This is a genomic window from Wolbachia endosymbiont (group A) of Ischnus inquisitorius (assembly GCF_964026985.1).
In the GTDB taxonomy this organism is placed as follows: Bacteria; Pseudomonadota; Alphaproteobacteria; order Rickettsiales; family Anaplasmataceae; genus Wolbachia; species Wolbachia pipientis.
Genome location: NZ_OZ034715.1, coordinates 1,037,296 through 1,058,147, shown reverse-complemented (window position 1 = coordinate 1,058,147; position 20,852 = coordinate 1,037,296). Strand labels below are relative to the sequence as shown.

General features: G+C 36.9%; 21 protein-coding genes and 1 pseudogene. 11 read left to right on the top strand and 11 right to left on the bottom strand.

The features are described 5' to 3' along the window. Positions 1-14: 14 nt before the first annotated feature. Positions 15-194, top strand: coding sequence for a hypothetical protein (locus AAGD90_RS05530; protein WP_022626337.1), 180 nt, complete (start codon positions 15-17; stop codon positions 192-194). Between the two features lie 33 nt (positions 195-227). Here the strand turns inward: AAGD90_RS05530 and AAGD90_RS05525 are convergent, their stop codons facing one another. From AAGD90_RS05525 to AAGD90_RS05510, 4 genes are all read right to left on the bottom strand, one after another. Beyond that, positions 228-626 carry an EVE domain-containing protein gene (locus AAGD90_RS05525; protein ID WP_007549395.1) on the bottom strand — a complete coding sequence of 133 codons (399 nt, stop codon included), beginning with the start codon at positions 624-626 and terminating at the stop codon, positions 228-230. Continuing rightward, positions 626-1,822, bottom strand: a complete 1,197-nt coding sequence (ftsZ, locus tag AAGD90_RS05520) for a cell division protein FtsZ (RefSeq protein WP_010962790.1) — start codon at positions 1,820-1,822, stop codon at positions 626-628. Before ftsZ ends, AAGD90_RS05525 begins: the two co-directional genes overlap by 1 nt. 245 nt (positions 1,823-2,067) lie before the next feature. Further along, the gene (locus AAGD90_RS05515) at positions 2,068-2,583 is read right to left on the bottom strand and encodes a hypothetical protein (protein ID WP_341821791.1); all 516 of its coding nucleotides are present in this window, start codon (positions 2,581-2,583) and stop codon (positions 2,068-2,070) included. Positions 2,584-2,668: 85 nt separating this feature from the next. Next, positions 2,669-4,177: a YifB family Mg chelatase-like AAA ATPase gene (locus AAGD90_RS05510; protein WP_341821790.1), complete on the bottom strand. Its 1,509-nt coding sequence runs from the start codon at positions 4,175-4,177 to the stop codon at positions 2,669-2,671. Between the two features lie 122 nt (positions 4,178-4,299). Here AAGD90_RS05510 and AAGD90_RS05505 point away from each other — a divergent pair, with 122 nt between their 5' ends. Further along, entirely contained in the window at positions 4,300-5,139 is an 840-nt protein-coding gene (locus AAGD90_RS05505; protein ID WP_010962787.1) for a polysaccharide deacetylase family protein, read from the top strand. Next, positions 5,094-6,668, top strand: a complete 1,575-nt coding sequence (locus tag AAGD90_RS05500) for a penicillin-binding transpeptidase domain-containing protein (protein WP_209472678.1) — start codon at positions 5,094-5,096, stop codon at positions 6,666-6,668. Before AAGD90_RS05505 ends, AAGD90_RS05500 begins: the two co-directional genes overlap by 46 nt. 299 nt (positions 6,669-6,967) lie before the next feature. Here AAGD90_RS05500 and AAGD90_RS05495 read toward each other — a convergent pair whose 3' ends face one another. Beyond that, positions 6,968-7,144 carry a hypothetical protein gene (locus tag AAGD90_RS05495; protein WP_179945710.1) on the bottom strand — a complete coding sequence of 59 codons (177 nt, stop codon included), beginning with the start codon at positions 7,142-7,144 and terminating at the stop codon, positions 6,968-6,970. Between the two features lie 377 nt (positions 7,145-7,521). Here AAGD90_RS05495 and terL point away from each other — a divergent pair, with 377 nt between their 5' ends. Beyond that, positions 7,522-8,973, top strand: coding sequence for a phage terminase large subunit (gene terL / locus AAGD90_RS05490; RefSeq protein WP_341821789.1), 1,452 nt, complete (start codon positions 7,522-7,524; stop codon positions 8,971-8,973). Between the two features lie 188 nt (positions 8,974-9,161). On the opposite strand, the gene AAGD90_RS05485 is transcribed toward terL, so the two are convergent. Beyond that, positions 9,162-10,211 carry a class I SAM-dependent methyltransferase gene (locus AAGD90_RS05485; protein ID WP_264329519.1) on the bottom strand — a complete coding sequence of 350 codons (1,050 nt, stop codon included), beginning with the start codon at positions 10,209-10,211 and terminating at the stop codon, positions 9,162-9,164. A gap of 101 nt (positions 10,212-10,312) precedes the next feature. Between AAGD90_RS05485 and AAGD90_RS05480 the strand changes: the two genes are divergently transcribed. After that, positions 10,313-10,684: a hypothetical protein gene (locus AAGD90_RS05480; protein ID WP_022626336.1), complete on the top strand. Its 372-nt coding sequence runs from the start codon at positions 10,313-10,315 to the stop codon at positions 10,682-10,684. Then, entirely contained in the window at positions 10,685-10,969 is a 285-nt protein-coding gene (locus AAGD90_RS05475) for a DUF2610 domain-containing protein (protein WP_010962783.1), read from the top strand. A gap of 6 nt (positions 10,970-10,975) precedes the next feature. Here AAGD90_RS05475 and dapD read toward each other — a convergent pair whose 3' ends face one another. After that, positions 10,976-11,806, bottom strand: coding sequence for a 2,3,4,5-tetrahydropyridine-2,6-dicarboxylate N-succinyltransferase (gene dapD, locus AAGD90_RS05470; RefSeq protein ID WP_264339475.1), 831 nt, complete (start codon positions 11,804-11,806; stop codon positions 10,976-10,978). Positions 11,807-11,879: 73 nt separating this feature from the next. On the opposite strand from dapD, the gene AAGD90_RS05465 reads away from it, so the two are divergent. Further along, positions 11,880-12,308 carry a zinc-ribbon domain-containing protein gene (locus AAGD90_RS05465; protein ID WP_341821788.1) on the top strand — a complete coding sequence of 143 codons (429 nt, stop codon included), beginning with the start codon at positions 11,880-11,882 and terminating at the stop codon, positions 12,306-12,308. 94 nt (positions 12,309-12,402) lie between these two features. After that, positions 12,403-13,080 (top strand): ribulose-phosphate 3-epimerase, encoded by a 678-nt coding sequence (gene rpe, locus AAGD90_RS05460; protein WP_038198978.1) that lies wholly within the window; start codon positions 12,403-12,405, stop codon positions 13,078-13,080. Between the two features lie 155 nt (positions 13,081-13,235). Here the strand turns inward: rpe and tnpC are convergent. From tnpC to AAGD90_RS05440, 3 genes and pseudogenes are all read right to left on the bottom strand, one after another. After that, a pseudogene (gene tnpC / locus AAGD90_RS05450) lies at positions 13,236-14,678 on the bottom strand (IS66 family transposase). 112 nt (positions 14,679-14,790) lie between these two features. After that, positions 14,791-15,873 (bottom strand): bifunctional diaminohydroxyphosphoribosylaminopyrimidine deaminase/5-amino-6-(5-phosphoribosylamino)uracil reductase RibD, encoded by a 1,083-nt coding sequence (gene ribD / locus AAGD90_RS05445; RefSeq protein WP_341821787.1) that lies wholly within the window; start codon positions 15,871-15,873, stop codon positions 14,791-14,793. Then, on the bottom strand, positions 15,873-17,072 hold the full coding sequence (locus AAGD90_RS05440; protein ID WP_341821786.1) for a deoxyguanosinetriphosphate triphosphohydrolase: 1,200 nt from the start codon (positions 17,070-17,072) through the stop codon (positions 15,873-15,875). Before AAGD90_RS05440 ends, ribD begins: the two co-directional genes overlap by 1 nt. Positions 17,073-17,119: 47 nt before the next feature. Here AAGD90_RS05440 and AAGD90_RS05435 point away from each other — a divergent pair, with 47 nt between their 5' ends. Both AAGD90_RS05435 and AAGD90_RS05430 read left to right on the top strand, forming a co-directional pair. Beyond that, the gene (locus AAGD90_RS05435) at positions 17,120-17,581 is read left to right on the top strand and encodes a heme biosynthesis protein HemY (protein WP_341821785.1); all 462 of its coding nucleotides are present in this window, start codon (positions 17,120-17,122) and stop codon (positions 17,579-17,581) included. A 39-nt stretch (positions 17,582-17,620) separates the two neighbouring features. Continuing rightward, positions 17,621-18,295, top strand: a complete 675-nt coding sequence (locus AAGD90_RS05430) for an ABC transporter ATP-binding protein (RefSeq protein WP_341821783.1) — start codon at positions 17,621-17,623, stop codon at positions 18,293-18,295. Between the two features lie 238 nt (positions 18,296-18,533). On the opposite strand, the gene AAGD90_RS05420 is transcribed toward AAGD90_RS05430, so the two are convergent. Beyond that, positions 18,534-19,232, bottom strand: a complete 699-nt coding sequence (locus tag AAGD90_RS05420) for an alpha/beta hydrolase (RefSeq protein WP_209473125.1) — start codon at positions 19,230-19,232, stop codon at positions 18,534-18,536. Between the two features lie 155 nt (positions 19,233-19,387). Between AAGD90_RS05420 and AAGD90_RS05415 the strand changes: the two genes are divergently transcribed. After that, the gene (locus AAGD90_RS05415; protein ID WP_341821782.1) at positions 19,388-20,524 is read left to right on the top strand and encodes a cysteine desulfurase family protein; all 1,137 of its coding nucleotides are present in this window, start codon (positions 19,388-19,390) and stop codon (positions 20,522-20,524) included. The last annotated feature ends 328 nt before the right edge of the window (positions 20,525-20,852 follow it).

Genomic DNA, 20,852 nt, shown 5'->3' with positions numbered 1-20,852 from the left:
TAGACATCAAGTTAGTGAATATAAAAGTAGCTAATCTTATATTAAAACACAACGGCTTTAATGTGGTTGCATTAAGGCTGGATTCCAGTGTCAAGCACTGGAATGACACCTTTGTGTTTGATGCAAAATCGGCTATAACGTTTAATGCACTGCCTTCGAGACAAATATTCATACAGCTGTGCGTTGTGTGCTGAGATGACATCATTTAGGAACTGAAATGACAGGTATTACACATCACTCATCCTTATTATTTCATTCCATTCAATTTCCGAAACTGGGGCAATTGATAAACGTGGTTGTTTTAATATAGTCATATTTTTCAAAAGTGGGTTTTGTTTTATATTATTTAACGTTACTTGGTTATTTAAAGGTTTCAAAAACTTTACATTCACTAATCCGAACTTGGGATCATTAACATGATAATACTCTTTAAATACTTCAACGATTCCAAGTATTGCTTTCTCTTTACCTGTATGATAAAAAAACGCAAGATCGCTTGCTTTCATAATTTTCATGTAATTTTGAGCTTGATAATTGCGCACACCATCCCACTCAACTACCTGCTCCTTTTCCATTTTTTGCCATGAGTATTCACTTGGCTCTGACTTAAGTAGCCAAAATTGCATTATTTTTTTCTTCTTAAGTAAGCTGGTATATCATAGATATTGCTGCCCCACTTAGCTCCTTCGCTTACCTGTTCAGCTGGTTTTGTTTCCAGTGTTTTGTCTTGTGTACTTTCACTTTGACTATATGGCCACTTAAATTTCTCTTTCTCTGAGTCTTCGCTCTGACTTATAGGTGAAGTTTCTGATTTATTATTGCGACCATCAATGCCAGTTGCAAGAACAGAAACTCTAACTCTTCCCTCCATCGCTTGATCAAAAGTAGCACCAAATATTATATTTGCATTTTCATCTACTTCTTCACGCACTCTATTGGCTGCAGCATCAACTTCAAACAGAGTCATATCTCCGCCACCAGTAATGTTAATTAATATTCCTTGCGCACCTTTCATTGATACATTGTCAAGCAATGGATTGGATATTGCAGCTTCTGCAGCACTAATTGCTCTATCTTCTCCTTCTGCCTCTCCGGTGCCAATCATCGCTTTGCCCATCTCGCTCATTACTGTTTCTATATCAGCGAAGTCAAGATTAATAAGCCCTGGCATGACCATCAAGTCAGTTACTCCTCTGATGCCAATATGCAGAACATTGTCAGCAAGTTTAAATGCATCAGAAAATGTAGTTTTTTCATTTGCAATTCTAAATAAATTCTGATTTGGAATGACAATAAGTGTATCCACGTATTTTTGCAGTTCTTCAAGTCCAAGCTCTGCAATGCGCATACGGCGCACACCTTCAAAACCGAACGGTTTAGTTACAACTCCAACAGTCAATATCTTTTTTTCTTTTGGCGCTCTATCCTTAACTGCGGCTCTTGCTTCTCTGGCTGCTTTTGCAATTACCGGTGCAGCACCGGTTCCAGTACCACCGCCCATTCCTGCTGTGATGAAAAGCATATGACTATCTTTTATATGCTCCATAATCTCATCAATTGATTCTTCTGCTGCACCTTTGCCAACATCAGGCAAAGCACCAGCACCAAGACCCTTAGTTAAATTAATGCCAAGCTGAATTTTTTTATCACATAACGACTTTTCTAGTGCTTGAGCGTCGGTATTTGCGACAACAAAATTCACTCCTTGCAAATTAGATTGGATCATGTTATTCACAGCATTTCCACCAGCACCACCCACTCCCACAACGGTAATCCTTGGGTGTAATATAGGTAACTCCGGCAGACTAAGATCAATAGACATTTAAATTACTCAAATTTAGCGAATTCACTTGATAATAAGTTACTGCTTTTTTAATAATATGCAAATACCTTTCACTTCTATAGGCGTAAACAGTAAACGGGATTTACTTATTCTCAATAACATTTAAAATAACAGATAATAACTTTATATTTTTAGAAGGTATCATTCTACTGATGCAAAAAAATAGAAAATGTTTATAAAAAGGGACAGAGACTATCCCTTTTTATTCTGTTTAAGCTACTTTATTATGCTTTTGCTGGTACCAATCCAACTGCTACCGCAACATCATTCAAGGATGTTGATGCATCACTAACAATAAATTTTAGCTTATCATTATCAATTTTAGGCTTATCACCATCTTTTTCACAGACCTTAAGAATCTCTTTTTTCACTGCATCAATTTGATTTGCCTTACTACTATTCTTATATGCATACACAGGTGCAGCTATTAAAGCCGCCACCGCAGCAACAACTATCAAACTAGCAACTAGCGGATGAGCAACTGCAAATGTAGACATTGCAGTAATAGCAGGACTAACGAGTGTTGCAGCTTTTGTTCCAACTGTACCAACGAAAGCCGCATAAGCTGGGCTCAAAAAATAAGCAGCTGTAAGCGAAATTGCTGCTGCAATTGCTACAAAAGTCGCGGCCGCTTTGTATGGATTTTCTTTTACAAGATTCCAACCTTGCACAGGAACTTCTTTAGTTGCTGACCAAAGGCCCTCTTGACTATATTTCTGTTTTATTACTTCTCTTGCCATAACTCTACTCCTTAAATAGAATATTAAAATTTCATTAAGAATAATATATAGTAAAAAAAAGCTGCCTGTCAAGTAATTTAATTTATTAGTATAATCTGATTCTGTAATTCAGCGCTTCAGCAATGTGTGCTCTTTTTACTTCTTCACTTTTTGCAAGATCTGCAATAGTTCTTGCAACTTTTAATACGCGTGTGTAGCCTCGATTGGAAATGTAATTTTCTTTCAGTACGTATTTTAGCAATTCTAACCCTGCCTGATCTGGTTCAGTAAATTTATTAAATGCTTCACCGCTTACTTCTGAATTGCAACGAATATTTAATTCACTATAGCGCTCAGTTTGAACTTTTCTTGCTGCTATCACTCTTTCTCTTATAATTTTAGTACTTTCTCCCTCCACAGAGATTTCAGGAGAGAGTATGCTAACGTTTGGCATTTCAATGCATATGTCTATTCTATCAAGCAATGGGCCTGATATTTTGTTTTTGTAATCTGTGCCACACTTTGGAGCTTTGTTGCACGATCTGCTTGCATCACCTAAATAACCGCACCTGCAAGGGTTCATTGCAGCAATCAGTTGAAAATTTGCAGGGTAGGTTATGTGAGCATTTGCCCTTGCAACGGTAACTTTTCTATCTTCAAGTGGTTGGCGCAGAGAATCAAGCACAAGTCTTGGAAATTCTGGCAACTCATCAAGGAATAACACGCCATTGTGAGCCATGGTAATTTCTCCAGGTTTTGCATTCTTTCCTCCCCCTATCATCGCTGGCATAGAGCATGAATGATGAGGTTCACGAAAGGGACGAGTTACTTTGAATATTTCATTACCAGTTTTTGTTATGCTGGAAATAATATTAACATCAATCATCTCCTGTTCGGTTAAATCAGGCAGCAATCCTATAAAGCGCTTAGCAAGCATTGATTTTCCAGTACCAGGAGGGCCAACAAGAAGCATATTATGCCCACCTGCTGCTGCAATTTCAGCTGCTCTTTTTGCAACAACTTGGCCTTTAATATCCTTCATATCGGGAACCAATCTTTTTTCTTTGGGTGCATCACTATATTTAAAAATTACTGGCTGAGTTAATTGTTCACCCTTAAAGTGTCTGATAATATCAGTTAATTTCTCTATAGCTAGAATTGAAACATTCTTTACCCATGAAGCCTCTACTCCATTTCCCCTTGGGCAAATTACTCCTTTATTTGCCTGTTTTGCATTGATCGCTGTTGGCAGCACTCCTGAAACTGGAATAACTCTGCCATCAAGGGCAAGCTCACCCATAATGATATAAGACTGAACTTTTTCAACTGCTATCACATTCATTACAACAAGTAGTCCAATAGCAATAGCCAAGTCATAATGACTGCCTTCTTTCAGCAAATCCGCAGGGGAGAGATTAACTGTAATTCTTTTTGGAGGTAGCAGTAGATTGATTGAATTTAACGCTGCTCTGATGCGTTCTTTGGATTCCGCAACAGTTTTATCTGGCAATCCAACAATATTAAAAGCTGGAATACCATTTGCCATATGAATTTGTGCATTGACATTTACTGTGCTAATTCCCTGAAGCGCAACGGTATTTATATTTGCAATCATAATATATTATATAAAATTGTTAATACAATATATTAAAGAAGCGATGAAGTAAAGGCTACAGCAATTAAAGATGGCTTAACTTAGCAAAAAAGTGTAGTATTCTATCACTTTGCTGATTACAAATGTTTATAAGGATAATCACTTTTTTCTTACTATATTCAAGTACGGCTTTTTGTAGTGATTGTAATTTTAATTTACCATACTGTGGGCTCAGTTGTAATCTAGATCTATCATATAGAAATTTAAGTAATATAAAAAAATTATTGAATAACGACGATAAGTTTGTTGCGCTTACGTTTGATGATGGACCGTCTAACAATAGAGTAAACGATATTATTAATGTTCTGGAAAGCTATGAAGCAAAAGCAACATTTTTTGTGCTTGGTGAACGTATAAATGAAAAAACGTCTGAAATAGTAAAGAAAATTCATGAATCAGGTCATGAGTTAGGCAATCACTCTTGGTCGCATAGGAAGTTGACATCACTTTCAAGTGAGGAACAATTGCAAGAATTGGAAAAGACAAATACAGCAATTAAAAATGCAATAAAACAAGATGTAAAATGGTTTCGTCCGCCATATGGATGTTATGACGATAATCTGATTGAAAATACTGATCAATTAAATATGTATTCAATATTATGGACAGTTGATTCGCTAGATTGGCAAGGTGATAAGCCAGAAACTTTAGTTGAAAGAGTTTTAAGTAATGTACATAATGGAGCAGTTATACTGTTTCATGATCACAATAACAGGTCAAACACAATTGAAGCTTTACCTCATATTATTAAAATACTAAAAAAATCAGGTTATAAGTTTGTGACCTTAAGTGAGTGGGAAAAAAGGGTTTGTAATACGGTAAAAGCCAGAAGTGTAACAATAAAAGAGGGGAAAAAAGTGTGTTTTGAAGGAATGTTATGTGGACAAAAAACAAAGTCTTTAACCGCAGAGCATTCATATTAGGTGGTATTCAGCTTACCATTTCTGCGGTTTTTAGTTGCAGGTTATATAATTTACAAATACGAAACAGACAAAAGTACGAAGCACTATCTAATAGTAATAGAATAAGAGTTGCTACTATTATGCCTAAGCGGGGCAAAATTTTAGATAGGAATAGCATTGAACTTGCGATGAACAAAATTTCGTATGTTGTTTTGTTTGATGGTTCTGGTAAGGAAGTTGATTTGCAGACATTATCAGAAGTCGAGTCTAAAATAGCAAAATCGTCAGAAAAAATAACTGCTCTTTATAAACGTTATTACCCGTTTGGTTCAATGTGTTCTCATGTAATCGGATATACAAAAAGACAGCAAGGCATAAGCGAAGTAGGAATCAGCGGTATTGAATATACATATGATCATATATTGAAAGGCAAGTCAGGAAAATCTGAGCAGGAAATAAATTCTAAAAAACGCGTCATAAAAGAATTATCAAGCATACCACAACAAGACGGACAAGATGTACAACTGACAATTGATATTAATCTGCAAGAGAAAACCGCAGAGGTATTTAAAGATCACCAAGGCTCCGCAGTGGTAATTGATGTAAATAATGGAGAAATTTTAGCATTATATAATTCACCTTCTTACGATAATAATCTTTTTGCTAGCAGGCTATCAAATGAGACTTGGGAGAGCTTGAATGCTCCTTCATTGCCGCTCGTGAATCGTGCGTTATCATATCAAATTCCACCTGGTTCAATATTTAAAGTAATAGTTGCGCTTGCGGGTTTAAAAGACGGGATAATAACACCAGAAGAGAAATTCTCGTGCAAGGGCTATATGAAAATAGGTGAGCGGAAATTTCGTTGTCTGAAAAGCAAAGTCCATGGGTATGTATCTTTAAATGAGGCAATGGCATTATCATGCAACACTTACTTTTATAATATAGGGAAAAAAATAAGTGTAGACTCTCTAGTAGAAATGGCCAGAAAATTTGGTATTGGAAGTGGGCCACTGATTGGAACGTTTAAAGAAGAAGCTCCAGGGTTGTTGCCAGATAGAGATTGGCGTACACGAAAGCTATATTCGCAGTGGTATTTAGGTGACACTATCAACTTAGTTATAGGACAAGGGTATATGCTTACAACACCACTACAGCTTGCAGTTCTTGCAGCGAGGATTGCAACAGGAAAAGAGGTAATTCCCCGCATTAAGATGAATGAAACGATACAAGATTTTCCCGATATTGATGTGGATTGTGAGCATCTTAGCATAGTTCGAAAAGCTATGTTTGATGTGGTGAATTCTAAAACTGGAACCTATAAGAAAGGGCTAAGCGGTATACAAATTGCTGGCAAAACCGGTACACCAGAAATAAACTCTAAGGGCGAAAGTCATAAGTTATTTATCGCCTATGGCCCTTACCATAACCCGCGCTATGCAATCTCTGTGTTTATAGAACACGGCAAAGCCCCACGCCAAGATGTTGCAATTGCTAATGAGATATTTCAGTATATGCTTGAAACTATGAGTATTAAACTTCTTGCATAACCATATAACAAACTTTTATTGGGAATAGAAACGAAAAAACTTACTTGACACCCTTCGCCAGCGCCCTTATCATGATAGTGAAGCTATTGTATTTGCTTTCGCCAATCTGCAGATTAAAAGGTAAGGATTACTTAATGTATCGGCTTCTTATGTTCAATTTTTTGCAGTATATAGATACTGTATGTCTTTACAAAACTTCATCTACATCTAGGTTTTTATCTAAATAAGCTGAACGCGCTTATAAAGCGTTACAAGACATCAAAAAATGCCAATACTCGACAGAGATAGTAAAAGACTAGCTAACTCGGGGATTCTTTGTCTTTTTTTCTGCTTAGTAAATTTCTTAAACATTTGCAGCGTAAGTTAGTTGCAATTAAAAGCGGCTGAATCTCGCTTGTCAAGCGTTTAAAACATAAAAAACGCCAATATTTTAAAGCGGATAATAACCCCAGGGCTTCTTTTGCCTTTTTTTTCATTTGGTAAATTTCTTAATATTTATAGCTAAACAACAACCGTCATCCCGCTACGTGTTAGCGGGATCTATGCTTTGAGATACCGCGAATGAATCGCGGTATGACGGTGTAGATGATGGTTAAGTAATTCGTCATCCCGCTGCTTGTTAGCGGGATCTATGTTAAGGTATAGTAGGGGATCTATGTTAAGAGATACCGCGAATGAATCGCGGTATGACGGTGTAATGATGGTTAAGTAATTCGTCATCCCGCTACGTGTTAGCGGGATCTATGTTAAGAGATACCGCGAATGAATCGCGGTATGACGGTTAAGTAGGGTGTCATTCCAGTGCTCCTTTTTTTGTCATCCCAGCGTCACGCGTTGGTTTCAACATTATATCATGAACTTTCTAAAATTCATTGAACTGTGCTTTCAAACGGTAGTGCCGGGGTGTGAGTATAACGATTATCAGTATATAAAAGTCATAGCAGACAGGCTGGAAGCAGCGAGCGCTGGTGAAGTGAAACGAATAATATTCAATATGCCTCCGCGCTCGATGAAGTCCATGTGCATAAGCGTTGCGTGGCCCGCATGGATACTGGGAAACCAACCAACTGCGAGAATAATAGTTGCAAGTTATTCTCAGCAGCTCAGCGAAAAGCACTCGCTCGACACCAGGTGCGTGATGCAGTCTAGTTGGTATAGAGCGCTATTTCCAGAGATAGAACTATCCAAAGACCAGAATACCAAATATAAATTTCAAACAGTGCAGAGAGGATACAGAATCGCAACATCAGTTGGTGGAACACTAACTGGTGAAGGTGGTGATTTTATCATTGTGGACGATCCGCTCAGTTCTGCTCAAGCTTTGAGTGAAACGCTTAGAAAGCGTGCCACAAACTGGTTTGATCAGACTTTAGTAACCAGGCTGAACGATAGAAAAAAAGGAGTCATCGTTCTTGTAATGCACAGGCTACACCAGGAGGACTTAACTGGACACCTTCTCTCCAAGCCAAAAAACATATGGCATCATATTTGTTTGCCAATGATTTCTGAAAATAAGCAGGTTATTTATTCAATCAAAAAGCCAATGCCTCCCGTTCCTATCATCCGAGTAGCTCAGCACTGTGCGACCAGGCGATTATATAATAAACCAGCGTCACCTGTAAGGATATTATATTCAAGAGAAGAAGGTCAGTTGCTATATCCCCTCGATGGAGGAAAAGAAGAAGTTGAGACGATAAAAGTTGAACTTGGGAGTTATGCTTTTGCTGCGCAATATCAACAAAACCCTCTGCCGCTTTCAAGTGGTATAGTCAAACGAGAGTGGCTAAAGCGCTATAAAAATGTTCCTGATAATCTCTCGCATGTAACACAAAGTTGGGATACTGCGGTTTCAACAAGCGACATGAGCAACTTTAGTGTCTGCACCACCTGGGCAAAAATAGATAATAAATTCTATTTACTTGATGTATATCGCGCAAAGCTTGAGTATCCAAAGCTTAAAGAACAGGTTTTGTCACTAGCTGCAAGATGGACGCCACACGCAATTTTAATCGAAGCAAAAACAAGTGGTCAACAATTGGTGCAAGAGCTAAAGACAAACAGTGATTTACCGATTATTGAAATAGTGCCACATGATGACAAGCTCACTCGATTTCATCAAATTGTTCCGATTATAGAGTCTGGCAAGGTTTTTCTGCCACATCAAGCAGTATGGCTGAACGATTTTGAGTATGAGATTTTAATGTTTCCTGAAACTCGACATGATGATCAAGTAGATAGTACCGTGCAATATCTCCAGTGGGTGAGAAACAGTACCTCCAGGGTTGCAGCTATACGAGCATTGTGATTTGAGTCTACCAGTACTGGGATGACAGCTAGGAGACAACCGTCATCCCGCTGCTTGTTAGCGGCTGAGATACCGCAGCGGTATGACGGTTCGCGGCGGCATAGTAATTCATCATCCCGCTGCTTGTTAGCGGAATCTATGCTGAGATATCGCGGCGGTATGACGTAGGGAAACCTTTCTTGGGTTAGCTATATCAATAGCATTGCTTTAAAAAGAGTGCCCATATTTTCAGTCAACCTTAAGAATTCACTAAAGATCCTATTCTTTTGTTCATCACTTGCGTTTTTCATTAAAGCCTGGGTTCTTTCTTTTATGCCAAAAAGATATAAAAATTCCCTTTGAGTTAAAATCTCACAATCTACATGCTTTAATGAATCTCTTAACGCTTGAAAGTTCACAAGTGCGGTAATATCACTATTACCAACATTCTCAAGAAAATTAGCATACTTATGTTGTTTTATCGATTGCAAAGTGCTCTTATATGCGGGGTATACATAACCGTAATCTACAATCAAAGCAGCTCCTTTATTATTATATATCTTCTTCTCAAGTTTTTTTAATATTTCAACCCCAACTGAACATATTTCCACCACTGCACCATTAAAAAATTTTCCATTTGTCATCTGAGTAGCTGACACTGGAATCCATGATTCTTTTTTTCTGGATTCCAGTGTCACGCACTGGCATGACACCAAGAGACTGCCATCATCTTGTTTTGTCACCATATTTTCATACCACCCCTCATCATGATATACAAACTGATCTATCGGAAGAGCGTCAAAGAACTCATTTGCTAAAAAAATGGTTGGTTGTTCTGGTAGGTTGTCAATATTTTTGTGCCAATTAACATCTAAGCTTTTTAATTTTTCCTTTTGTATCTTCCGTAAAGTAGGGCTTATTTCAACTAAGTGGATCAACATTGAATTAAAAAAGCTGCTGTATTTTTTAGTGACTCTTATTATATCGTGAATGAGTGTTCCTTTGCCTGGCCCAAGTTCAACTAGAGAAAATTTTGATGGCTTTCCTAATTTTTCCCATGTATGCATTATCCAAACTGCAATTACTTCACCAAATAATTGGCTGATCTCAGGTGCGGTAGTAAAATCACCATCCTTACCAAGCGGTAATTTACTTGTATAATAGCCGTATTTTTCATGGTACAAAACGGCATTCATGAAATCACTGATGGATATTGATCCTTGACTTTTGTCAATTAATTCGTGTATATAAGTGAGCATGTTATTAATAAATGTTTAACTATAGCGTGCCATAATATAAAATAGTAGAGTATTTATATATATAGTATAAACTTAAGTTTGTGAGTAATAGTGCTTGAGTTATGGACGACAAAAACACCGATTATGTTGCCCTTATACCTCAAGATGATAGTATTGAATACAAATTTGAAGAAGCTGTCAATTTTATAGAAAACAAGGTTATAAATGCTGATGGGCTAACTTTAGCGGAAGTGTTTCAAGTGCTAGTTCAAATGCTAAATGGTGATCTAGAGTTGGTAAAAAAAGTACTAGCATGTGCTAATATTATGGCAAAGCATGGAATGAAGGTAGCAAAAGAGTCGCAGTTAAGCAGAGCTGATGTTCGCCGAGCTTTGGAAGGTAGAGAAAGTGTTGTCAATAGACAAGATTTTATAAAGAAACCACCTCTTCCACCTGCTATAAAATCGACCAAAAAGAAAAGTAGAGGTCTTTAGATGGCTGAATCTATAAAAAAATTTACTGTACAATGTGACTTCAAAGGACAAAGTTCACCTTTTGCAATATACATAGGAAATCCAAAAAGTGATGCTCATCCAATTCATCATCAAGATTCCTGGCTTGTAAAAGAACGTGGAGGAAATATCCCTAATAAAGTAAAAGAAAGTCTGCAAAAATTATATAAATTATCTCAAGAAAATGGAGTCTCTTTCTCAGAGTTATGCGCGTATGCCATTACTGTGGTTAGTAATAATGATAAAAAAAGTGACGACAAGGAGTAAGATAGTTTAATCCCTCAATATTTCATTTATAGAGATTTTCGATCTCGTCTTTTCATCCACTTTTTTTACTATGACTGCACAATAGGTTGAAATATTATTTTTAGATGGAATAGACCCTGGTACCACTACAGAATAAGGTGGCACTTCGCCGTAAAATACCTTGCTAGTTTCTCTATCAATAATCTTTGTTGATGCCCCAATAAACACGCCTATGCCAAGGACTGATCCTTCTCTCACTACCACACCCTCGGCCACTTCGCTACGTGCTCCAATAAAGCAATTATCTTCTATAATGACAGGTGAAGCTTGAATAGGCTCAAGAACTCCACCTATTCCCACTCCACCGGAAATATGACAGTTTTTTCCTATTTGCGCACAGCTACCAATCGTTGACCAGGTATCTATCATTGTTCCTGAATCAACATATGCACCAACGTTGATAAAACTTGGCATTAGAACAACATTTGTACCTATATAAGCAGATCGGCGAACAAAACACCCAGGAACTGCTCTAATTTTTAACCGGCGAAATTTCTCCTCATTCCATTCACTAAACTTGTTACCGATCTTATCAAACCAGCAATTGGTATTGTCTATTATTTTGCTTTCTTCAGTGAGAAAATGTAATAATATTGCTTGCTTTATCCACTTATGTACTACCCATTCTCCACTTGATAGCTTTTCTGCTACTCTAATTTTGCCACTATCAAGGAGCTCAATTACCTCTTTAATTGCTATTCTTGCTGTTTTCTTTAGATTACAGTCATTAAATTTTTCTCTATTTTTCCAAATATCTTTTATCTCACTCTGTGTTTTTTTTAGTTGCAAACCTTCCATTTGTTATATATATATTGATATTAAATTTGTAGCTCGTATCATTTGGGCTTGTTACTACTTATATGTAAGTGCTATGAAAATACAATGTAATAGTTGTACTAAAACTTACTCAGTATCTCCTAAGCAAATAGGTGCATCTGGAAGAAAGGTAAAATGTACGAACTGCAATCACATATGGCATGAATATCTAGAAGAAGTGTCAAACAAACAGCACTCTGCTAATATACAGGAAAAAAAAGTTAGTGGAAGGAATTTTTTACAAAATCTAGCATTTACCACTCTAGCTTTTGCAACAGCTACAGGGTTATGCGTCGTAATTGCTAACGGCATCTTTCCTAGAGAGATGAACAAAGCATACAAAACGATCAGTTCATATAAGGATTCAATAAGCTATAAATTAGGGTACAAAAAAGAACAAACAGAAAGTCCAAATGTAAAAAAACTTGCTGTAAATAAGTTTTATCAAGACTACCTTTTTTTATCTAATTTAAGATCTAGTTAAATAGGCATACCGATATCGGTCTCTAGCTACTCAGATGGTGCTTAGGGTGACAGAGTTTTAAAAATAAGTTATTTTTTAGCAAAAAAGGCAGCTCATGAGTATTAAAATTGCACCTTCTATACTTTCAGCAGATTTTGCAAAATTAGGGGAAGAAGTAAGAAAAATTAGCGATTTAGGTGTGGATTACATACACATAGACGTTATGGATGGGAATTTCGTTCCAAATATTACAATTGGTCCTAGCGTTGTTTCTGCAATACGTAAATATAGCAATCTTCCTTTTGATGTGCATTTAATGGTCAAATCTCCTGGTAACCACATTGAAAGCTTTATAAATGCTGGTGCTGATATTATCACTGTACATGCAGAAGCAGAGACACACCTTGAGAGGTTGATAAGAAAGATAAAGTCATACAAAAATGTAAACGACGAAAAAAAACCGATTCAAGTTGGAGTTTCAATTGTTCCTTCAACTTCTCCAAGTGTGCTTGAATATATAATACATGAGCTAGATATTGTGCTGATTATGACAGTCAACCCTGGCTTTGGAGGGCAGGAATTCATTCATTCACAGTTGAACAAGATATCTACTATAAAAAAAATGATACAAGAGCGTAACCTTAAAACACAAATTTCAGTAGATGGTGGAATTAACTTTTTTAACGCAGCTGATATAATAAAAGCAGGTGCAGATATTTTAGTTGCGGGATCGGCGATATTCAAGGCTGAAGATATTAAGAAGGCCATAAACTATCTTAAAAATCCATCGTAGTAATCCTATATAGCTAAAGTGGCTTAGGTTTACCTACAATTTGAAAAACAACAAATTCGTCATTCCGCTACTCGTTAGCGGAATCTATGCTGAGATACCGCGGCGGTATGACGTAGAAAAACCTTTCTTGGGTTGTATCAGTTCAGGAGAGTGGTTTAAGAAACAATAGATAGAAGGTTTTGGAAAGCCCATTTGTTTCCATGTTAAGTATAACGAAATTATCCGTTCAAGTTCCCCACTTCGATTGGGTAAAATATGAATTTTTGCGATAAACGACATAATGCCGTATCTGCTGTTCAGCATGGTTGTTTGTCAGCGGAATGTTTTCTGGGTCATCTAAAAAATTCCACATTATTCTTTCAGATTTCAAAATATTTTTTGCAACTCGAGAAGCTCCAATTGCTTCAGGTAAGCGGCTTCAAGTAATATAGCTCTTTTTACAATAATCCGAACAGACCGTAATATGCTACTGGCCTGCTATAGCCATAAACACATATCTTATCGCATTCGGACTATTATAAGAAAGGCTATACCTTGTACGTTTTCGCAACTTTCTGGCACGTCTGGTAAATCTAAAAACATCTATCTCATTTTTTAGCAAGGCCTTTTTTAGTGCAAATAATTCAGTGGCTACGTTTCTTAAGTAACAGCCCAGAACTTTAACTTCAACTATGTGCTAATCTTTCAAAATCTCTTGATAAATGTGCCCAACAGATTTGCCTGTTCTTATCGGCAAAGTAGTTGTATGCTGCGTACCTGTCGTAAGCTATTGCGATTGCAGAACTTACTATTTTGTAAAACCTTCATTCCTCTTGACTCTGTCAATTTTATAAAACTTGCTGTATTACTGGCAAACATCCAGCACCAACCAAGTTTACCTTTGTTATAATGGCTCGTTTCATCGATATGCAGAACTTCACTTTTACTTACTTCTTGCTCGATTTGCTCATATGCTTCTTGGCATTTTTCTGCAACTCTAGCCTCGCTATTTGACACGCTACCAACACTGATGTCCAGGTTGAAAATATTTTTTATAATATTTGCTACTTCTCTTTTCGAGTTCTTGTAAAATCCGCTCAGCGCCGCGATTGTTGACTTAACTTTTGGACCAAATGTATCCGCAGTAACACCTTCTGGTAGCCTGCTACTTTTTCTTTTTCCACACTTGCAACAGCGGCCATTGGTATTCCACAACATAAGGCTTAATTTCTGGCAAATCAACTTTTTGATGAATGTATGGCTCTTTCGATATCGCAATTTCTCCTCCGCACTCGCAAGAACTCTATTTTCACCACTTCATCTGCCTCCATTTTAGGGCGATACTTTCCTTCATGCCCAATCTGTGCCCCTATTTTCCTGTCACTTTTTTTCTTTTTCTTCTTTAGCTTGTATAACTCTTTTGAGCTCGGTATCGATGAATTTTGTGAATTCAGACCTAGTCTTTCTTTCAATTCAGCATTTTCGATTCTTAGCGCCTTATTCTCAGATCTAAAATTTTCGTTTTCTATCTCTAACCTCTTTATCTCTGCTTTTAGTTGCTCTATCTCTATTTTAAAGCTTTCACAGAGCTTGAGAAGACTAGCTAGTAGATCAGACATATTTACCACACATACTACTTATTATATTATGTTTTTAGCACTCCTTGTCTACTTTTTATTTTACCGCTCCGCTGAACGGATACCTTTTTTTTACTGTTTGAGTATGTAAGGATTATGACGACCTATCCCAAACCTCAACTATATCCTCACTAAACTCTATTATCTTTGTTTTTTTAAACTGATAACAGTTGTTAATGAATTGAATCCCTAAATCTCCTACAAAAGGAGTGGCATCATTGCCTAAAATTTTACCACTGCGGCATATTATCAACCTGTCGATTAAATTACACTTTAATAGTTCTGTGATTAACACTCCTCCACCTTCAACTAATAACCTTGTTATACCGATTTCTGAAACAAGTTTTAATGCCATGTCCTTTAGGCAGGCTTTGCCTGCATCGTTTGAATTGACTTTCAAGTAGTTAATGTTTTTTATTTTTTTCTCTACTTCTTTATTTGTGATGACCCAAGTTATTACTTTGTCTGCAGTCTTTGCAATGTTATGCTCTTCCTTTAATCTCCCTTGACTATCTATAATTAGCCTTATTGGCGATCTACTTCCGAGTCCTGGTAATCTGCAAGTTAAGAGTGGATCATCATTAATAAGAGTATTGCTGCCGATCATAATTGCATCATATTTCGTTCTGAGCTCATGCACCCAGTTTCTCGTATTTTCACTTGTTATCCATTTGCTATCGCCTGTAAATGTTGCGATTTTTCCGTCAAGAGTTGTTGCGACTTTGCAAGCTATAAATGGTCTATGTAATTCTTTAGTGGTGAAAAAACCGACATTCAGTTCTTCTGCTTCTTTTTGCATAATACCTTGCTCAACTTCAATTCCTGCTTCTTTCAGAGCTTTAATGCCTCCACCTGAAACTCTACTATCTGGGTCAATAGTTGCAATTACTACTCTTTTTATGCCAGCTTTTATGATTTTTGCAGTGCAAGGCCCCGTGACTCCGTGATGACAACATGGCTCAAGAGTGATATATATAGTTGCGCCATGAGTTGAATCTTTAGCGTTTTGCAAAGCGACTACCTCCGCATGCGGACGCCCACCAATCCCTGTGTATCCCTCACTAACAATTGTACCATCCTTTACAATAACACACCCGACAGCAGGATTTGGTTCAACATTTCCAAGATTTTTTTCTGCAAGCCTTAATGCAATTGACATGAAATGATCATCAGTCATTAGAAAGAAGTCATTTCGTATGAGGTATCAAAAATTCTTCTGTGCTCGTGTATAGCAAATCTATCTGTCATACCTGAGATATAGTCACATATTATTACTGAACGCTGAGATTCACAAGCGAGTTTGCTCCACTCTGTGGGAAGTAATCCTGGGTTTTCATAAAAACATTGAAAGAGTTCCTGTATTATGCGTTTTGCTTTGTTCATCGTTCTACTCAGTTTATAGCTTCTGTATATTTTCTCCATGTTGAATCTTTTCATTTCTTTTGTAGCATTCGCAACTTCTGGTGAAAATGTGACTAGCATTTTATTTAGACTTCTTACGTCTTCTACGCTTTTTATTTTGTGATCTTCAATATTTCTTTCAGTCTGAGAAACAACATCACTTATCATAGTTCCTATAGTTCCACTCAGTGATTCATGTATGAGTTTGCTCTGAGGCAATTCTGAATATCTGCTCCTTATGTCTTTAAACATTTTTTCAATTAAAGGAACATTCAGCAAATCTTCGATGGTTACTAAATTCGCCCTGAGTGCATCATCAAGATCGTGAACACTGTAAGCAATATCATCGGCAATTGAAGCAACTTGCGCTTCAATGCTTGAAAATTCTTCAAGTTTTAGATCATATTTTTTGTTGTATTCTAATAACAGCTGATTATTTGTAGAAGACTCCGCGTTTTGACCAAGCAAGGGACCGTTATGTTTTGCAACTCCTTCAATCACCTCCCAACTTAGATTCATACCATCAAAATCAGCATGTTTTTGTGCGAGGTAAGTTAAAATCCTTATAGCTTGAACATTATGATCAAACTCATACTTCTCGTTATCAAGATTCAAATCTTGAACTGATTTCTTTAGAGCATCTTCACCTGCATGACCAAATGGAGGATGACCAAGATCATGTGCGAGCGCTATGCATTCAGTGATATCCTCATTTAAGCCAAGTCTACGCGCAATGGACCTTGCAATTTGTGCAACTTCAAGGCTATGAGTAAGCCGAGTGCGATAGTAGTCGTGCTCATAATTGATAAAAACTTGTGTTTTGTACTCCAATTTTCTAAACGCATTAGAGTGAATGATACGGTCCCTATCACGCTGAAAGCAGCTGCGATTCTCATCTTCTGGCTCTTTGAAGTATCTCCCTTTTGTTTTGCTTGGAAAACATGCATAATTTAATAGAAAATTATTGTTTGACATGTAAAATTTCTACTATAATAAGTTATCAATAATAAACGGTGGTTACTATGTCAACAAATTACAACATCAACTTAACTGATAATGCACTAAAAAAAATCCACTCTCTTGCAGAGCAGGAAGGGGATAAGAGTTCCATTTTACGGGTTGCAGTTTCAGGTGGTGGATGTTCTGGCTTCAAATACAATTTTCTTATGGATCAAATGAATAAAAATCTATCTTTGGATGATGAAGACGATGATTACGATGATGAGTTTGATGACGAAGACGAAGATGATGACTATGAAGAAAGTGAGGACTATGGAAGCCACTCCAGTTTTAGCGAAAAAGGTAAAGATATAGTAATTAATGATGAAAATGGAAACCCTGTATTAATGGTTGATAATTGTTCAGCAAAATTTTTAAATAACTCAGTTATAGATTATACTGAGGATCTCAGTGGTTCTGGTTTTCAAATAAAGAATGCCTTTGCTAAGTCTCAATGTGGTTGTGGTAACAGTTTTTCGGTTTAATTATTACTAAAACTTAGATGCCTTCTGGATCTTTTAAACATGGGTGGTAATGTAGCACTAGAACTAACTTCCGTAGATAAAAGCTTCAAGAACAATTCTGCTGTTGTAAAGGATATCAACTTAAGTGTCACAAGAGGGCAAGTAGTAGCGCTGATTGGCGATTCAGGTGCAGGGAAAACAACTATATTGCAAATCGCAGGCTTGTTGGACAAGCCAACTTCAGGTATAGTTACGATAGATGGAATAAATTGCACACAAGCCAGTAATAAGCATAAAACTCATGTAAGAAGAAATTTTCTTAGTTTTGTTTATCAATTTCACTATTTGTTACAAGAGTTATCGGTGTTGGAAAATATTATGCTTCCTCAACTCATTGCAGGAAAAAGCAAAGCTGAAGCAAAAAAAAATTCGCAAGCAATGTTGGAAAAATTTGGTCTGGAAAACAAAGCAAGTAGCATGTTATCTGAAGTTTCGGGTGGGGAAAGGCAGAGAGTTGCAATTGCAAGAAGCATTGTAAATTCTCCAAAGCTTTTACTTGCAGATGAGCCAACAGGAAATTTAGATCCAACAAATTCTTTTAAGGTGTTTTTACTGCTACATTCATACGTAAAGGAAAATAACAGCTCTATGCTTATAGTAACACACAATCATCTCCTTGCAGAAAAGGCAGACTGCATTTTCCAATTGAGAGATCGATCATTAGTGAAGTTGTGAATAGGAAAAATAGCACAATTTCTATGCCCTATACTTATCTAACCAATGATCATTAACAGAGTACAACTCGCATGAAATGCTTTCATTGCTTTTTATACACGGACTTTTTAACTTACGCTGTTTACTTAGGGAACACCCCGATAACATAAACACAGCTAAAACAAAAAATAATAGCTTTTTAAACATAACAAAACCTTTTCATTTATATTACTACACTCATTTCTCTTGTTTGTAAAGATTAGGCATATTCTTTTACCCTTACCTCTTTTTTGACCTTTTGAGAAGAAATAGTTGCACTATTCAAGCGCAGTTTTATATAATTGTCCACGATTTGAGTCACTTCCTCTTCTTTATCCTTTAGAAAGTGATTAGTATCATCTATTATATAGTATTTCATGTGATCACTTCTTACTGAATTTATCAACCTTTTTGCTAATTCTGTTACATCGCTTTCTTCTGAGATTGTATCATTACTGCTTTGTATTATAAGCCCAGAAACTGGACAGGGAGAAAGAAAAGAAAAATCGTACTTAGTTACCGGAAGAGAAAGAGCAATAAAACCCACTATCTCAGGGCGGCGCATTGTTAGCTGCATAGCCACCCATGCTCCAAAAGAAAAACCAGCGATCCAAATTGGAACATTGCTAGGATTATGTTCCTGAAGCCAATCAATGGCTACCGCAGCGTCAGTTAATTCTCCTATACCCTTATCAAAAGTTCCGGTAGATTTTCCCACACCACGAAAGTTAATTTTCAATGCAGAAAAATTGTTATCGATAAAAGACGTATATGTACTATGTACAATTTTACTATCCATATTACCACCATATTGAGGATGATGATGTAAAACCAGCACAACCGGCGCGTTGGCATCTTTGCTTTGGTGGTATTCACCTTCTATCTTTCTTGTTGCATTATTCAAAAAAACTTCAACCATGGTAACCCCTAATAAGAACCCGCTTGACAGGTATTAATGACGTGAGTTATTAATTATGTATTAATTTCGCTGTTTTTGCAATAAATTTTTTATCGTGTTAAAGCTAACGTACATAGTTATGGCTATAGTTGATGGTAAACTTATTTAAGTGACAGATGAGTCCATTCTCTTTAGAAAATAGTGGTTGCGTATATGCTGATTACAATGCAACTGCTCCAATTAGTGAAAATGTAAAAAAAAGTATATTTGAGGTCTTGTCAAAACAAACGCTCAATCCATCATCACTACATAAGAGAGGACAAGAAGCGAGGAAGATTCTTCAGGATGCAAGAGATAACGTACGTGGTGCTATTAGCGTTTCAAGTGATAAAGAAATAGTTTTTACGTCTGGTGCAACTGAAGCGAATAACCTTGTTATGAGAGGAATGAAAGGCTACCTGCATATAATTTCAGCTATAGAGCATCCTTCAATTCTTAATTCTGCATGTAATCCATATATAATATCTGTTAATCAGGAGGGCATTGTTGACTTTTTAGAGCTAGAAAAAATTCTAAGCGAACTTAAAGGAAACAAAGCAATAGTTTCAGTTATGATGGCAAATAACGAAACCGGAGTTATTCAACCTATTGAGGAAATGGCTAAAATAGTACACAAGTTTGGAGCAATTTGCCACACTGACACTGCTCAAAGTGTTGGGAAAATTAAAGTTAATATGGAAGATTTAGGAGTGGATTTACTCACTTTATCCGCCCATAAATTTGGCGGTGTAGCAGGCAGTGGAGTTTTAATATTCAATAAAGAACTTGCGATAGAACCTATTATAATAGGTGGTGGACAAGAGAAGGGATTTCGTGGTGGTACGGAAAATATTGTTGCGATTGCAGGCCTTTCTGCTGCACTGCAAAATATTCCAGACCTTCTATCAAAAATGGATGAAGTAAAGGAGCTACGTGATCAATTAGAGTGTGAATTATTAAATCTTGCCAGTGACATAAGAATCTTCGGTAAAAACTCTAAGAGGCTGCCAAACACAAGTTTTATTTATATGCCAGGAGTAAAGAGTGATGTGCAGCTTATGCATTTTGACTTGAATCATATTGCAGTTAGTAATGGCTCCGCATGTTCTTCTGGAAAAGTTGAGCCTTCCCATGTTTTGCTTGCAATGGGGGCAACAAAAGAGCAAGCAGAGTGTTCAATTAGAATCAGTATAGGTCCAGAAACTAAACCACAAGACATAAAAAAAATAGTGGATTGTTGGTATAATATCTACAAGCAGAACACCTTGGTATAGATAATACGTGGTATCATGCAGGCACTGGCCGAGCATTAGATGTAAAAAATTACTTTACAACCCCGCGGTATCTCTAGATCCCGCTAACAAGCAGCGGGATGACGGTTATTAGGCTAGCTGTCATCCAAGTAGCTGACACTGGTTCCTTTATGACGGCAGTGCCCCTATGGTGTCATTCCAGTGTCCTGACTACTTGGATCTAGCAAGCTTTGCTTGCAAATAAGTCTAATACGTGTCGCGTTTTATGCCAAAACACAATTGGAGTTACATGCAAAATAGATCCCAGACTGGGATGACAAAAAAAGAGCACTGGAATGACACCATTTGC

What these genes read in the sequence shown, in the direction of transcription:
- AAGD90_RS05525 (WP_007549395.1), bottom strand. Translation starts at nt 626, where the DNA reads ATGCAATTTTGGCTACTTAAGTCAGAGCCAAGTGAATACTCATGGCAA.
- ftsZ (WP_010962790.1), bottom strand. Translation starts at nt 1,822, where the DNA reads ATGTCTATTGATCTTAGTCTGCCGGAGTTACCTATATTACACCCAAGG.
- AAGD90_RS05515 (WP_341821791.1), bottom strand. Translation starts at nt 2,583, where the DNA reads ATGGCAAGAGAAGTAATAAAACAGAAATATAGTCAAGAGGGCCTTTGG.
- AAGD90_RS05510 (WP_341821790.1), bottom strand. Translation starts at nt 4,177, where the DNA reads ATGATTGCAAATATAAATACCGTTGCGCTTCAGGGAATTAGCACAGTA.
- AAGD90_RS05505 (WP_010962787.1), top strand. Translation starts at nt 4,300, where the DNA reads ATGTTTATAAGGATAATCACTTTTTTCTTACTATATTCAAGTACGGCT.
- AAGD90_RS05500 (WP_209472678.1), top strand. Translation starts at nt 5,094, where the DNA reads ATGTGGACAAAAAACAAAGTCTTTAACCGCAGAGCATTCATATTAGGT.
- AAGD90_RS05495 (WP_179945710.1), bottom strand. Translation starts at nt 7,144, where the DNA reads ATGAAAAAAAAGGCAAAAGAAGCCCTGGGGTTATTATCCGCTTTAAAA.
- terL (WP_341821789.1), top strand. Translation starts at nt 7,522, where the DNA reads ATGAACTTTCTAAAATTCATTGAACTGTGCTTTCAAACGGTAGTGCCG.
- AAGD90_RS05485 (WP_264329519.1), bottom strand. Translation starts at nt 10,211, where the DNA reads ATGCTCACTTATATACACGAATTAATTGACAAAAGTCAAGGATCAATA.
- AAGD90_RS05480 (WP_022626336.1), top strand. Translation starts at nt 10,313, where the DNA reads ATGGACGACAAAAACACCGATTATGTTGCCCTTATACCTCAAGATGAT.
- AAGD90_RS05475 (WP_010962783.1), top strand. Translation starts at nt 10,685, where the DNA reads ATGGCTGAATCTATAAAAAAATTTACTGTACAATGTGACTTCAAAGGA.
- dapD (WP_264339475.1), bottom strand. Translation starts at nt 11,806, where the DNA reads ATGGAAGGTTTGCAACTAAAAAAAACACAGAGTGAGATAAAAGATATT.
- AAGD90_RS05465 (WP_341821788.1), top strand. Translation starts at nt 11,880, where the DNA reads ATGAAAATACAATGTAATAGTTGTACTAAAACTTACTCAGTATCTCCT.
- rpe (WP_038198978.1), top strand. Translation starts at nt 12,403, where the DNA reads ATGAGTATTAAAATTGCACCTTCTATACTTTCAGCAGATTTTGCAAAA.
- ribD (WP_341821787.1), bottom strand. Translation starts at nt 15,873, where the DNA reads ATGACTGATGATCATTTCATGTCAATTGCATTAAGGCTTGCAGAAAAA.
- AAGD90_RS05440 (WP_341821786.1), bottom strand. Translation starts at nt 17,072, where the DNA reads ATGTCAAACAATAATTTTCTATTAAATTATGCATGTTTTCCAAGCAAA.
- AAGD90_RS05435 (WP_341821785.1), top strand. Translation starts at nt 17,120, where the DNA reads ATGTCAACAAATTACAACATCAACTTAACTGATAATGCACTAAAAAAA.
- AAGD90_RS05430 (WP_341821783.1), top strand. Translation starts at nt 17,621, where the DNA reads ATGGGTGGTAATGTAGCACTAGAACTAACTTCCGTAGATAAAAGCTTC.
- AAGD90_RS05420 (WP_209473125.1), bottom strand. Translation starts at nt 19,232, where the DNA reads ATGGTTGAAGTTTTTTTGAATAATGCAACAAGAAAGATAGAAGGTGAA.
- AAGD90_RS05415 (WP_341821782.1), top strand. Translation starts at nt 19,388, where the DNA reads ATGAGTCCATTCTCTTTAGAAAATAGTGGTTGCGTATATGCTGATTAC.